Origin of the sequence: Bradyrhizobium iriomotense (genome assembly GCF_018130765.1) — a bacterium.
Lineage (GTDB): Bacteria > Pseudomonadota > Alphaproteobacteria > Rhizobiales > Xanthobacteraceae > Bradyrhizobium > Bradyrhizobium iriomotense_A.
On the sequence record NZ_JAFCJZ010000032.1, the window covers coordinates 63,512 to 76,087 of the forward strand.

The 12,576-nt window shown below is 64.9% G+C and carries 13 protein-coding genes; 11 read left to right on the plus strand and 2 right to left on the minus strand.

Translation table 11 applies throughout. The annotated features are described in order from the left end of the window. Positions 1-137 precede the first annotated feature (137 nt). Entirely contained in the window at positions 138-1,385 is a 1,248-nt protein-coding gene (locus JQ635_RS35990; protein ID WP_211414507.1) for an MFS transporter, read from the minus strand. Between the two features lie 206 nt (positions 1,386-1,591). Here JQ635_RS35990 and JQ635_RS35995 point away from each other — a divergent pair, with 206 nt between their 5' ends. After that, entirely contained in the window at positions 1,592-3,658 is a 2,067-nt protein-coding gene (locus tag JQ635_RS35995; protein ID WP_211414508.1) for a prolyl oligopeptidase family serine peptidase, read from the plus strand. A gap of 188 nt (positions 3,659-3,846) precedes the next feature. On the opposite strand, the gene JQ635_RS36000 is transcribed toward JQ635_RS35995, so the two are convergent. Then, entirely contained in the window at positions 3,847-4,518 is a 672-nt protein-coding gene (locus JQ635_RS36000) for a DUF938 domain-containing protein (RefSeq protein WP_211414509.1), read from the minus strand. A 272-nt stretch (positions 4,519-4,790) separates the two neighbouring features. Between JQ635_RS36000 and soxX the strand changes: the two genes are divergently transcribed. The 10 genes from soxX to JQ635_RS36050 all read left to right on the plus strand — a co-directional run bounded on the left by soxX (position 4,791) and on the right by JQ635_RS36050 (position 12,454). Further along, on the plus strand, positions 4,791-5,144 hold the full coding sequence (soxX, locus tag JQ635_RS36005) for a sulfur oxidation c-type cytochrome SoxX (RefSeq protein ID WP_211414510.1): 354 nt from the start codon (positions 4,791-4,793) through the stop codon (positions 5,142-5,144). A 25-nt stretch (positions 5,145-5,169) separates the two neighbouring features. Then, entirely contained in the window at positions 5,170-5,661 is a 492-nt protein-coding gene (gene soxY, locus JQ635_RS36010) for a thiosulfate oxidation carrier protein SoxY (protein WP_211414511.1), read from the plus strand. A 15-nt stretch (positions 5,662-5,676) separates the two neighbouring features. After that, complete coding sequence (gene soxZ / locus JQ635_RS36015) at positions 5,677-5,988, plus strand: thiosulfate oxidation carrier complex protein SoxZ (RefSeq protein ID WP_211414512.1); 312 nt, start codon at positions 5,677-5,679, stop codon at positions 5,986-5,988. Continuing rightward, positions 5,988-6,851 (plus strand): sulfur oxidation c-type cytochrome SoxA, encoded by an 864-nt coding sequence (gene soxA, locus JQ635_RS36020; RefSeq protein ID WP_211414513.1) that lies wholly within the window; start codon positions 5,988-5,990, stop codon positions 6,849-6,851. Before soxZ ends, soxA begins: the two co-directional genes overlap by 1 nt. Next, positions 6,848-7,153 carry a hypothetical protein gene (locus tag JQ635_RS36025; RefSeq protein ID WP_183248093.1) on the plus strand — a complete coding sequence of 102 codons (306 nt, stop codon included), beginning with the start codon at positions 6,848-6,850 and terminating at the stop codon, positions 7,151-7,153. Before soxA ends, JQ635_RS36025 begins: the two co-directional genes overlap by 4 nt. Before the next feature lie 61 nt (positions 7,154-7,214). Next, complete coding sequence (gene soxB / locus JQ635_RS36030; protein ID WP_211414514.1) at positions 7,215-8,960, plus strand: thiosulfohydrolase SoxB; 1,746 nt, start codon at positions 7,215-7,217, stop codon at positions 8,958-8,960. A 2-nt stretch (positions 8,961-8,962) separates the two neighbouring features. Next, positions 8,963-9,421 carry a hypothetical protein gene (locus JQ635_RS36035; protein ID WP_211414515.1) on the plus strand — a complete coding sequence of 153 codons (459 nt, stop codon included), beginning with the start codon at positions 8,963-8,965 and terminating at the stop codon, positions 9,419-9,421. A gap of 206 nt (positions 9,422-9,627) precedes the next feature. Beyond that, positions 9,628-10,665, plus strand: a complete 1,038-nt coding sequence (locus JQ635_RS36040) for an MBL fold metallo-hydrolase (protein WP_211414516.1) — start codon at positions 9,628-9,630, stop codon at positions 10,663-10,665. A gap of 86 nt (positions 10,666-10,751) precedes the next feature. Further along, entirely contained in the window at positions 10,752-10,922 is a 171-nt protein-coding gene (locus JQ635_RS36045; protein ID WP_211414517.1) for a hypothetical protein, read from the plus strand. 323 nt (positions 10,923-11,245) lie between these two features. Continuing rightward, positions 11,246-12,454 carry an MFS transporter gene (locus tag JQ635_RS36050; protein ID WP_211414518.1) on the plus strand — a complete coding sequence of 403 codons (1,209 nt, stop codon included), beginning with the start codon at positions 11,246-11,248 and terminating at the stop codon, positions 12,452-12,454. Positions 12,455-12,576 lie beyond the last annotated feature (122 nt).

Below are 12,576 nucleotides of genomic sequence, written 5' to 3' on the forward strand. Positions count from 1 at the left end.
CTTCTCCGTGAGGTTCCCCCGCAAGCGCCTGGCTTCACGCTCGCCTGTTCATGACGAGCATCATGTAACAACGCGGCTCCCGAAAATCACTTCGACGGCGATCGAAGCATCGATGCTGCTGACAGCCTCCCGCCAATCTAGACCGCGTCGGGGAACTCGCCCATGGCCGCTTCGAGCCGCGCCTTACGGCGGCGGGCCCAGGAGACCAGCGAGAGCACGGCAAGGCCGAGCACGACCGGCGGGTACACCACCATGTTCACCGCGGACCAGCCGTAATTGGCGAGCAATTGCCCGGAGGAGAACGAGCCGATCGCCATCATGCCGAACACCAGGAAATCGTTGAAGGCCTGCACCTTGTTGCGCTCCTGCGGGCGATGTGTCTCCAGCACCAGCGCGGAGGCGCCGATGAAGGAGAAATTCCAGCCCACGCCGAGCACGATCAGCGTCGCCCAGAAGTGCATCGCCGTGATGCCGGAGAGACCGATGCTGGCGGCGCCCGCTTCCAGCAGCAATCCGGCGGCCACGATCTTCGGGGCGCCGAAGCGCGCGATCAGCGTGCCCGTGAAGAAGCTCGGCCCATACATGGCGACGATGTGCCATTGCAGGCCGAAATTGGAATCGGACACGGACAGGCCGCACAGCTTCATGGCGAGCGGCGCCGAGGTCATCACCAGATTCATCATGGGATAGGCGATCACGCCGCACAGCGCCGCCGCGATGAAGCGCGGCTGGCTGACGATCGTGAGCAGCGGCCGGCCGCCATGCAGATCGGCCGGCGCGGGCCTCGGCATATCGACGCCGGCGACGATGCCCATCGCGATCAGCGCCACCGCGGCCTGCACCAGGAAGCTGAAGGCAAACAGATAAGGCTGCCAGACATCCATGGTCCATTGCACGAGCTGCGGACCCAGCACGCCGGCGAACACGCCACCCGCCATCACCCAGGACACCGCCTTGGGCCGGTAGGCCGCGCTCGCGCCATCGGCGGCCGCGAAGCGATAGGACTGCGCCACCGCGCCGTAGAGGCCGCCGAGGAAGGTCGCGAGACAAAACAGCGCGAACGAGCCGTGCAGGATGGCGAAGCAGCCGAGCAGGCCGGTGAGCGCGCCGAGACCGGTGCCGATGATGAAGGCGGCGCGACGGCCGAAGCGGCGCGAGATCGCGCCGGTCGGCAGCGTGCCGGCGGCGAGCCCCACCACATACATCGAGATCGGCACGGTCGCGAACGACATGTCGGGTGCGAGCGTGGCGCCGACGATCGCGCCGGTAGCGAAAATGACCGCCGAATTGGCGCCGGTCAACGCTTGCGCGGCGGCAAGGCGCACCACATTGGCACGCACACGGGCATCGGCGGCGATCTCATTGACAGCAGTTACGTCCAGCATCGGCACTTCCGCCCCAAGGGGCTCTTGAGGCTTTCGAGGGCCTTGTTGATTCCCGCCACTATGGAGGGGCGCGGAAGGGCGGGCAACCGGCGCAAACGGGCGCGGGCCATGCCTCTGACGCAATCAATGGGATGATAGCAGCGCGTGCCCTTGACGGCTTGCGCTCGATCAAATCCTATCCGCCGCGATTTTACGGAGTTTCGTTCATGTCCGTCGACGACAGGCCCACGCTCAGCGCTCCCGACGACGATCCCTGGCTGTGGCTGGAGGAGATCGAAGGCCGGCAGGCGCTCGATTTCGTCGAGCGGCAGAACAGCCTGACGCTCCAGGCGTTCGGCGGAGCGGCGTTCGAACGCGACCGCGACATCCTTGCTGGAATCTATGATCGTCCCGACAACATCCCCTATGTCAGCCGGCGCGGCACCGACCTGCACAATCTCTGGAAGGACGCCAGCAATCCGCGGGGGGTGTGGCGGCGGACCACGCTTGCGGAGTTTCGCAAACCCGATCCGGCGTGGGAGACCATGCTGGATATCGACCAGCTCGCGGCAAAGGAAGGCGAGGACTGGCTGCTGAGCGGGATCGCTACGATGCCCGGAGGCTCGCGCGCCATTCTGAGCGTGTCGCGCGGCGGCAGCGACGCCGTCACCTTGCGGGAGTTCGACCTCGCTACGAAGAGTTTCATTGAGGACGGTTTTAGACTTCCCGAAGCCAAGGGCGGCGCGGACTGGCTCGATGCCGACACGCTGCTGCTGTCGAGCGCGCATGGCGAGGGCATGGCGACCGGTTCCGGCTATGCGCGGACGGTTCGCGTGTGGCGGCGCGGCCAGCCTGTCGATCAGGCCGAGGTGATCATCGAGACCACCGCCGATCACATGACGATCTACGGCATGAGCGACGACACCGGGCCCGAGCCGCGGGTCTGGATCGTCAATCAGATCGACTTCTTCAACCACGCGATCTGGCTGCGCGATGCGGCGGGCACCACGACGAAGCTCGATCTGCCGACCGGCGTCTGGATGCAGGCCCATGGCGACTGGTTCGCGATGAAGCTGCGCAAGGACTGGCAGGTCGAAGGCCGCACCTATGCCACCGACACCGTGCTCGGCATGTCGCTCTCCGCCTTCCTCGCCGGCAGTCGCGATTTTGCGGTGCTGTTCGAGCCTGCGCCGCGGCGCGCCTTGCAGGGCCTGTTCTGGGTCGCAGGAAAGCTGGTGCTGTCGATCCTCGACGAGCTCAAACCGCAATTCGAGATCTGCACGCCATCCGCCGCCGGCTGGAGCCGCGAGACGCTTCCCGGCCTGCCGCAGATCGGCGTCGTCGACGTCTGGCCGCTGGATCGCCATCCCTCCGAAAGCAACGGCGATCTGCTCGCCAATGTGCAGGACCCGCTCACGCCGCCCTCGCTGCTGTTGCTCGCGCGCGGCGTCGCAAGTCCGACCGTGCTGAAACAGGCGCCGAAGACGTTCACCGCCGATGGCCTCGTCGTAACGCAGCACGAGGCCATCTCGATCGACGGCGAGCGCATTCCCTATGTGCAGACCGGCCCCGCCGACGAGACCGGCGATGCGCCGGTCTATATGAGTGCCTATGGCGGCTTCGGCCATGCGGTGAAGCCGTATTACAACGCCTCGCTCGGCAAGCTGTGGCTGGAGCGCGGCGGCACCACGGTGCAGGCGAATTTGCGCGGCGGCGGCGAGTTCGGCACGCGCTGGCACGATGCCGGGCGCCTGGCCGGCAAGAAGCTCTCGCATGACGATTTCGCGGCCGTTGCCGCCGACCTCGTCCGTCGCGGCGTGACGAGCGCGAAGCGCATCGCCGCGCAAGGCGGATCGAACGGCGGCATCCTGATCACCAACATGCTGGTGCGCTATCCCGAGCGCTTCGGCGCGCTGTTCTGCACCATCCCGCTGATCGACATGCGCCGCTACACAAAGCTGCTCGCGGGCGCGAGCTGGATCGCGGAATATGGCGACCCCGACAAGCCGGACGAATGGGAATGGCTGAAGACCTACTCCGCCTATCACAACGTCAGGGACGGCCAGGCCTATCCGCCGATCCTGATCGCGACGACGCGGCGCGACGACCGCGTCCATCCCGGCCATGCCCGCAAGATGGCAGCAAAGCTGCAGGCGATGGGCTATGAGACCTGGTTCTACGAGCCGGCCGCAGGTGGCCATGGCTACGGCAAGGACAACAAGGAGCGCGCCGGTTTTGAGGTGCTCGGCTTCCGGTTCTTGAAGGACAAGATCGGTTGGAAGGACGAGGCGTGACGGCCGCCGTTGATTAGATCAGTGCAGGCCACGCACGCCTCTTGCCTCTCCCGCTTGCGGGAGAGGCCGACGCGCTCGCAGAGCGCGGCGGGTGAGGGCTTCCTCCTCTTGGGGGTTATCCCGTCGCGGAAACACCCTCTCCCCCGCCCTCCCCCGCAAGCGGGGGAGGGAGCGCTCCTCCCGTGCAGCTAGCGCGAAAACACCAGCGTCAGATTGTTCGCGGGCATCTCGATCGTGTCGACGAGGCCGAGGCCTGCCGCCTTCGCCAGCTTCTCGACATCGACGACGTCGCGCACGCCCCAGTCGGGATTGCCTTCGCGCAACGAGGTGTCGAACACGGCGTTGCTGAGCGCGGTGTGCTTGCCGTCGCGCTTGAACGGGCCATAGAGGAACAGCTTGCCATCGGCGCGCAGGTAGCGGCCTGCGCCGGCGAACAGGCCTTCGGCCACGGTCCAGGGCGCGATGTGGATGACATTGGCGCAGAACACGGCGGCAAGGCTGGTCGGCCCCTGCCCGCTTTTCATCTCCGGGCACCAGTCGGGATCGGTGAGGTCGATCCGCAAGGGCGAGCGGATGTTTGGCAAGCCCGAATGGACGCGCCAGGCCTCGATGCTCTTCACGTGCCGCTGGTTGAGGTCGCTCGGCCACCAGATCAGGCCGGGCGTCTGCCGGGCGAAATGGACCACGTGCTGACCGGTTCCGCTGCCGACCTCGACCACGTTGCCGGTCAGCCCAGCCAGATGCTTCTCCAGCGCCGCCCAGATCGGCTCGTGATTGCGATGAAAGGCGGGTGCATCGAGCCGGCCGTCGGGCTCAACCCGTCCGCCGTCCCTGCCAAATTCGACGACATATTCAGCCAAGTGAGGTCCCCTTGAAAAAACGAGAACGAGATGAAAACAGGATGAGCGTCCTAACGCCCCGGAAACAGCCGGCCCGCGCCCATTGCCCTTAAGTCTTGAGGACTCTTGGGGGCCAAATCGACCGAACAAATAATCTCTTCAGTTGCAATGCGGAAGATATTAACTCCATTTTGCCGCGTGGATAGTCTTGATTGTCAGGGGCGGCCCTTTGTGCTTTGGAACGCTTCTATTTCGCGATCGAGACCATCGCCAAAACGCCTCGGAATGACGCCTTGACCGCCCTTTTCCGGATGCCTGTCCTGTTCCTCCTGCTGGCCATCGCCGCCGGCTTCGCCGGCCCGGCACGGGCACAATCCGCCGTGGCTGAGGGCCAGAAGCTCGCCTTCGACCGCGGCAAGGGCAATTGCCTGACCTGCCACGTCATCAAAGGCGGCGACCTGCCGGGAACGATCGGCCCCGAGCTGAAGGACATCAAATCAAAATACCCTGATCGCAACGAGCTGGTGGCGATCATCTTCGACGAGACCAAGCGCAATCCCCAGACCATGATGCCGCCATTCGGCCGGAACCGGATTTTGACCGAACAGGAGATCAGCGCGATCGTTGATTTCCTGCAGACCCTGTAACGGCCGGCGGCCCAGGAGACCCGAGATGACCACGACCACCGGCCCTCATCCGACGCGGCGCCTGATCCTTCAGGGTGCGGCCTCCGTCGCGCTGCTCGGCCTCGGCAATCTGCCGTTCGCAGCGGCGCCTGCGCTCGCGGCGGCCAACGACAAATATCCGAACGAGGCGTTCAAGCAGAAGAACGAGGCGGACGCGATCAAGGCGCTCTACGGCAAGACCGCCGAACCGTCCGACAAGGTCAAGCTCGATGCGCCCGAGATTGCCGAGAACGGCAGCGTGGTGCCGATCTCGGTGACGACAACGCTCGACAAGGTGACCTCGATCTCGTTCTTCGTGGCCGAGAACCCGTTCGCGCTCGCGGCGTCCTACAAAATTCCGGACGGCACGCTGCCTGGTGTCGCCAACCGGCTGAAGATGGCGAAGACCACCAACGTGACCGCGATCGTGGAAGCCGACGGCAAGCTCTACAGCGCGACCAAAGAGGTCAAGGTCACCGTCGGCGGTTGCGGCGGTTAAGCGAGGCAGTTCGACATGGCATCCAGCATTCGCGTGCGCGCAACATCCAACGGCGACATCACCGAGGTGCAGGCGCTGATCCAGCACCCCATGGACACCGGCCTGGTCAAGGATTCCAAGGGCGAAGCGATTCCGGCGCATTTCATCCAGCAGCTGAAGTTCGAATGTAACGGCAAGGACGTGTTCGTCGCCGATTGGGGCACGGCGGTCTCCAAGGACCCCTACGTCAAGTTCAGCTTCAAGGGCGCCAAGAAGGGCGACGAGCTCAAGATCTCCTGGACCGACAACAAGGGCGGCTCGGACACGACCACCGCGAAGATCGCGTGATGAAGGCCCGCATCCACCTGCTGCTTGGCTCGCTCAGCGCCGCGCTGGTCGCGTTCGCCCTGACCTCGCCGCGCGTGATCGCGGCCGACAAGGTCGATCCCGTTGCCGATGCCAAGGCGTTCCAGAACTTCTTCTTCCAGAAGTTTCCGAACGTGAAGCACGAGGATTTCGTCAACGGTCCTTATTCCATGAACGAGGACATGAAGCGGCAGTGGCAGGAGAAGGAAGAATTCCCGCCCTACGAGTTCGCGCTCGACGCCGGCAAGGAGATGTTCGCGACGCCGTTCAAGAACGGTAAGACCTATGCCGACTGCTTCCCGAACGGCGGCGTCGGCATCCGCCAGAACTATCCCTATTTCGACGCGAAGGAAGGCAAGGTCGTCACGCTGGAGCTCGCGCTCAACCGCTGCCGCGAGGCCAATGGCGAAGCACCCTACTCCTATGTCAAGGACGAGATGGCTTCGCTGACGGCCTACATGGCCTACACCTCGCGCGGCAAGCTGATGGACATCAAGATCCCCGACGATCCGCGCGCGCTTGCGGCATTCGAGAACGGCAAGCGCTATTTCTACACGCGGCGCGGCCAGATGAATTTCTCCTGCGCGAGCTGCCATGTGCAAAGCCCGGGCGAGCGCATCCGCGCCGAGATCCTGGCGCCGGCGCTCGGTATTTTGAACGCGATGCCGATCTACCGCTCCGAATGGAGCGGCATGGGCACGATCAGCCGCCGCTTCGTCACCTGCAACAGCCAGACCCGCGCGGTTCCGCTGGAGCCGCAAGCGGATGAATATCGCGACGTCGAATATTTCCTCTCCTACGTCGCCAACGGACTGCCTATCTCAGGCCCGGGAGCGCGGCCATGAAGCGGTCACTTCCCCTCGCCATGCTGCTGGCCTTAAGCCTTGCGCCATCCGCGCGCGCGGCAAATGAGGCGGACTACAAGGCGGCCTATGCCGCCGCCGAAGCCGCCTCCAAGGAGGCAGCCGGCATGCGCAACCAGTGGACCGTGACCGTATCTGCGCTGGCAGCCGCCAAGAAGGCGGCCGACGGCGGCGATTTCGACCGCGCGCTGGCCGCAGCCAAGGAAGCCGAAGCGCTGGCGAAGGCGTCGATCTTCCAGGCGACGTCCGAAAAAGAAGCCTGGAAGGCGATGGAAATCCGCTAGACTGGGCCTGTTGGAACTGTCGGACCGTCGTTGAAGGGGCGCGGAGAATTCGAGATTCGAGATGGCCATCCGCCGCCGCGATTTCCTGAAGGGTGCAAGCCTTGCCGCCGCATCGCTCAGCCTGCCCCGGCTCGCACGCGGCACCGAGACCGCGAGCATCTACGAGCTCGAACGGTTCGGCAATGCGCGGATCCTGCACATCACCGACGCGCATGCGCAGCTCAATCCGGTCTATTTCCGCGAGCCCAGCGTCAATATCGGCATCGGCGAGATGGCCGGACGGCCGCCGCATCTGGTCGGGCGCGCCTTTCTGGAACGGTTCGGCATCCGGCCCGACAGCGCCGATGCCTATGCCTTCACCTGCTTCGAGTTCGAGAAGTCCGCGGGACGCTTCGGCAAGCTCGGCGGTTTTGCCCATCTGAAGACGCTGATCGACCGCCTGCGCGGCGATGTCGGCGAGAAGGATTCCCTGCTCGTCGACGGCGGCGACCTCTGGCAGGGCACCGGGCTCGCCAACGTCATGCAGGGCCGCGACATGGTCGAGGTCGCCAATCTGCTCGGCATCGAGGCGATGACCGGGCATTGGGAATTCACCTATGGCGAGCAGGTGCTGCGCGACAATCTCGAGCGCTTCAAGGGCGAGTTCCTGGCGCAGAACGTGTTCCTGACCGAGGAAGCCGCGTTCAACGACGCCCGTGCCTTCGATCCCGCGACCGGGCGCGTGTTCAAGCCCTCCGTCATCAAGGAGCTCGGCGGTCATCGCGTCGCGATCGTCGGCCAGGCCTTCCCTTACGTCCCGATCGCGCATCCCAGGCGCTTCACGCCCGACTGGACTTTCGGCATCCGCGAGGAGGAGCTGCAGAAGCATGTCGATGCCTTGCGCGGCACCGACAAGGTCGATGCCGTGATCCTGCTGTCGCACAACGGCATGGACGTCGATCTCAAGCTCGCTAGCCGCGTCACCGGCATCGACGTCATTCTCGGCGGCCACACCCATGACGCCGTGCCGCAGCCTATGCCAGTGAAGAACGCCGGCGGCACCACGCTCGTCACCAATGCCGGCTCCAACGGAAAATTTTTGGGCGTGCTCGATCTCGCGCTCGACAAGGGCAAGGTGGGCGACGTCAAATATCGCCTGTTGCCGGTCTATTCGGAGCTCCTGAAGCCCGATCCGGCGATGGCCGAGCTGATCGGGCGGGTCCGCGCGCCGCATGTCGCCGACTGGTCGGAGAAGATCGCGACTCCCGACCGCCTGCTCTATCGCCGCGGCAATTTCTCCGGGCCCATGGACGAACTGATCTGCACCGCGCTGCGCACCGAGCTCGATGCCGAGATCGCGCTGTCGCCGGGCTTCCGCTGGGGCGTCACCGCGCTGTCAGGCCAGCCGCTGACCATGGAGGATCTGCTGGCGGAAACCGCGATCACCTATCCCGAGACCTATGTGCAGGAGATGACCGGCGCCGAGATCAAGACCGTGCTGGAAGATGTCTGCGACAATCTCTTCAACGCCGATCCCTACTACCAGCAGGGCGGCGACATGGTGCGTGCCGGCGGGCTCAGCTACACCTGCACGCCGACGGATGCCATCGGCAGCCGCATCTCGGAGCTGAAGCTCGATGGCGGCAAGGCGATCAACGCCAGCCACCGCTACAAGGTCGCAGGCTGGGCTTCGGTCAACGGCCGGCAGGGCGCACCGGTGTGGGACGTCGTCGGCAAATATCTGCGCTCGGGCCGGATGTTACAGGAGCGGCTCGGCTCCGGCATCGCGCTGAAAGGCGTCGATGGCAATCCGGGCATTGCGGGATAGGGATGATGCGGTTGCAGGTGTTTTGCGCGATGCTGCTGGCGCTGCTGGCCTGGGCTGCGATGCCACAGGCTGTTGCGCAGCAGGTGCCGCTCCAGGACAAGCCGTTCGCCGAGCACAAGATCGTCCTGCAGCTCTCCGACGGCGATGCGAAGAAACAGGCGCTGGTGCTGAGCGTCGCCAACAATCTGCTGAAGGCCTATGATCCCGACAAGGTCGCGATCGAGGTGGTGGCGTTCGGCCCCGGCATCGATTTGTTGCTGTCAGGCAGCGAGCGCCGCAAGCAGGTCGAAAGCCTGATCGCCCAGGGCGTGCGCTTCGACATCTGTCTCAACACGGTGGACACGCTCGAGCGCGAGACCGGCAAGCGGCCGGAGTTCATTCTGGGCGCGACGCCGGTACAGGTGGGCGTCGGGCAGATCCTGTTCCTGGCGGAGAATGGGTACACGGTGGTGCGGCCGTAATCTTGGCCACACCCTCCGCTGTCGTCCCGGACAAGCGCGCCTCAAGCGCGCGCCGATCCGGGACCCATGGCCACAGCCGCCGCTCCACCACCCCATCCCGCGCAATAAAAATCTTCCAAATATTACCATTCACACAGTGAATTGCTTCTCTTTCTGGCTCGTCCCGTAGTAGAATCTTGGAAGTCAGTTCCAAGCCGGGGCCTGCCATGATCTTCCGCCAGCTCTTCGACAGCGTTTCGGGCACCTACAGTTATGTCCTCGCCAGCCGCCCCGGCGGCGAGGCGCTGATCCTCGATCCCGTGCTGGAGAAGGTCGACCGCTATTGCCAATTGCTGCGCGAGCTCGACCTCAAACTGGTGAAGGCGGTCGATACGCATCTGCATGCCGACCACGTCACCGGCCTCGGCGAGTTGCGCGACCGCACCCATTGCATGACCGTGATGGGCGACCAGACCAAGGCCGACGTGGTGGCGATGCGGGTCGCCGACGGCGACAAGGTGACGATCGAGGGCCTGTCGCTCGACGTGATGTACACGCCGGGCCACACCGACGATTCCTATTCCTATGTGATGGGCGACCGCGTCTTCACCGGCGACACGCTGCTGATCCGCGGCACCGGCCGCACCGATTTCCAGAACGGCTCGGCGCGCGCGCAATACGATTCGATCTTCAACCGCCTGCTCAAGCTGCCGGACGAGACGATGGTGTTTCCGGCCCACGACTACAAGGGCGACACCGTCTCCACCATCGGCGAGGAGAAGCGCTACAACCCGCGGCTTCAGGTGCGCTCGGTCGACGAATATATCGAGCTGATGGGCAATTTGAAGCTGCCCAATCCGAAGATGATGGACGTGGCGGTGCCCGCCAACATGCGCGTCGGCCTGCACCAGGAGGAGCTGGAGAAAGAGGGCCGCGCGCTCAGCGCGACCGAGGCGATCCGCTCGCTTCACCGACCCGATATCCTCCTGGTGGACCTGCGCGAGACCAACGAGCGGATGAAGCACGGCATGCTCGAAGGCGCACTGCACACGCCCTATCCCACCGTCGAGGAGAGCCTGAAGCCCGGCGGCATGCTGCGCGAGGTCGCGGCCGCAACGGGGCGGCGCGTGGTGTTCTTCTGCGCCTTCGGCGAGCGCTCGGCGATGGCGGTTGCGGCTGCAAAGGACGCGGGCCTTCTCAACACCGCCCATATCGCCGGCGGCATCGATGCCTGGAAGAAGGCGGGCGGGCCGATCGTGCACTGACGGCTTCGTCGCCTCTTGAGATAAGTCAGGAACCGCACATATTTGGCGGGTAGATTCGGATGCAGCATCACCATCCGGGACCAGATATGGCCAAGACCGCCAACAAGACTGCCAAGTCGAGCGAGCCGCCCAAATCAGCGGATGACAAGGCGAAGAAGCCGGCGCCTCCGCGCGTCACCGACGACGATGATTACGAGGACGGCGACATCGCGACGCCGAAGCGCGATCGATATGGGACGGATGACGAGCCGTTGTGAGGGATAAAGCTTACCTCACAAACGGTGCGTTCCCTCCCCCCTTGCGGGGGAGGGCTAGGGAGAGGGGTGCCACACGGCACACTCTTTCGAGGGCGCGACGATCGGTTTGCAGCGACGACCGATAGACCTCTTGCTGGGCTACCCCTCTCCCCCACCCTCCCCCGCAAGGGGGGAGGGAGCGCAGTGTGCCTCGCTGCACCACCTGACGCTTATTGAGAACAGTGCGCCCCCGCCCGCGCTACCTGCCATGCGCCTGCGTTCATGGACAAATAACCGCTCTCCCCGATAGTTTGCGCGTCCATCGGGAGTGAAACGGAACTGCAATGGTCGACGTTCTCGCCGCACCGCAGCAAGGCAAGGCGGACAGTGCGCTGCGCACGCTGACGGGGATTTCGATCGCGCATTGGGTCAGCCATTTCCATCTGCTGGTCCTGCCGATGCTGTTCCCTTTCCTGAAAGACAAGCTCGGCGTCGGCTATGTCGAGCTCGGCTTCTCGCTGACCACGCTCGCCGTCGTCTCGGGCCTGACGCAGGCGCCGACCGGCTATCTCGTCGACCATTTTGGCGCGCGCAAGATCCTGTTGGCCGGGCTCGCGCTCGGCGGCTGCGCGCTGATCCTGCTCGGCCTGCACCTGAGCTACGCATCGCTGATCGCCTGCGCCGTGCTGCTCGGGCTCGCCAACAGCGTCTATCACCCCGCCGATTACGCGATCCTGGCCGAGCACATGGACGAGGCGCGGATGGGCCGCGCCTTCTCGGTCCACACCTTTGCGGGCTTTCTCGGCGGCGCGGTGGCACCGGCGATCGTCGCCGCGCTGGTCACGATGTCCGGCGGCACCGGCGCGTTGATCGCGTCGGGCGCGATCGCCGTGCTGGTGGCGTTGCTGCTGATCGCGATGAACATTCCCGATGCCGGCGCGCACAAAAAGAAGCCGGGCGCTGAGAACGCGCCGAAGCAGGCCGTGATCACGCCGGCGCTGATGATGCTGACCGCGCTGTTCATGCTGCTCAGCCTGTCGGTCGCCGGCATCAACAATTTCGGCGTGGTCGCGCTGATGAGCGGCTATGGCGTTTCCTATTCCTCGGCCAACGTCATGCTGACGGCGTTCCTTGGCTGCAGCGCCGCGGGCGTGCTCGCCGGCGGCTTCCTCGCCGACCACACCGAGCGTCACGGCTATGTCGCCGCCGCCTGTTTTGCCGTGAACGCAGCACTCGTGCTGCTGATCGCGCTGGCGACGCTGCCCGGCTGGGCCTTGACGGCCGCGATGGCAACCGCGGGCTTCCTCTCCGGCGTGATCGCGCCGTCGCGGGACATGCTGGTGCGCAATGCCGCGCCCGCGGGTGCCGCCGGCCGTGCGTTCGGCATCGTCTCCACCGGCTTCAATCTCGGCGGCATCGTCTCACCGCTGCTGTTCGGCTGGATCATGGATCAGAGCGCGCCACATTGGGTGTTCGGCGCGTCCGTGATCTTCATGCTCGCGACGGTGGTGCTGTCGCCGTTCACGGAACGGAAGCCGGCCAAGGCGAATTGAGCGGTCGATATCGCTACGAATTCAGCTGTCGTCCCTGCGAAAGCACTAGGGCATGCACGTATCTAGTGCGGCGGATTGACTCGGGTTGGCCACAGGGGATTCCAGAATCGGAAGTCTGTGTG

Excerpts from the sequence above, each read along its gene's own strand:
- JQ635_RS35990 (WP_211414507.1), bottom strand. The coding sequence starts at position 1,385 with ATGCTGGACGTAACTGCTGTCAATGAGATCGCCGCCGATGCCCGTGTG.
- JQ635_RS35995 (WP_211414508.1), top strand. The coding sequence starts at position 1,592 with ATGTCCGTCGACGACAGGCCCACGCTCAGCGCTCCCGACGACGATCCC.
- soxY (WP_211414511.1), top strand. The coding sequence starts at position 5,170 with ATGACCACGACCACCGGCCCTCATCCGACGCGGCGCCTGATCCTTCAG.
- soxZ (WP_211414512.1), top strand. The coding sequence starts at position 5,677 with ATGGCATCCAGCATTCGCGTGCGCGCAACATCCAACGGCGACATCACC.
- soxA (WP_211414513.1), top strand. The coding sequence starts at position 5,988 with ATGAAGGCCCGCATCCACCTGCTGCTTGGCTCGCTCAGCGCCGCGCTG.
- JQ635_RS36025 (WP_183248093.1), top strand. The coding sequence starts at position 6,848 with ATGAAGCGGTCACTTCCCCTCGCCATGCTGCTGGCCTTAAGCCTTGCG.
- soxB (WP_211414514.1), top strand. The coding sequence starts at position 7,215 with ATGGCCATCCGCCGCCGCGATTTCCTGAAGGGTGCAAGCCTTGCCGCC.
- JQ635_RS36035 (WP_211414515.1), top strand. The coding sequence starts at position 8,963 with ATGATGCGGTTGCAGGTGTTTTGCGCGATGCTGCTGGCGCTGCTGGCC.
- JQ635_RS36040 (WP_211414516.1), top strand. The coding sequence starts at position 9,628 with ATGATCTTCCGCCAGCTCTTCGACAGCGTTTCGGGCACCTACAGTTAT.
- JQ635_RS36045 (WP_211414517.1), top strand. The coding sequence starts at position 10,752 with ATGGCCAAGACCGCCAACAAGACTGCCAAGTCGAGCGAGCCGCCCAAA.
- JQ635_RS36050 (WP_211414518.1), top strand. The coding sequence starts at position 11,246 with ATGGTCGACGTTCTCGCCGCACCGCAGCAAGGCAAGGCGGACAGTGCG.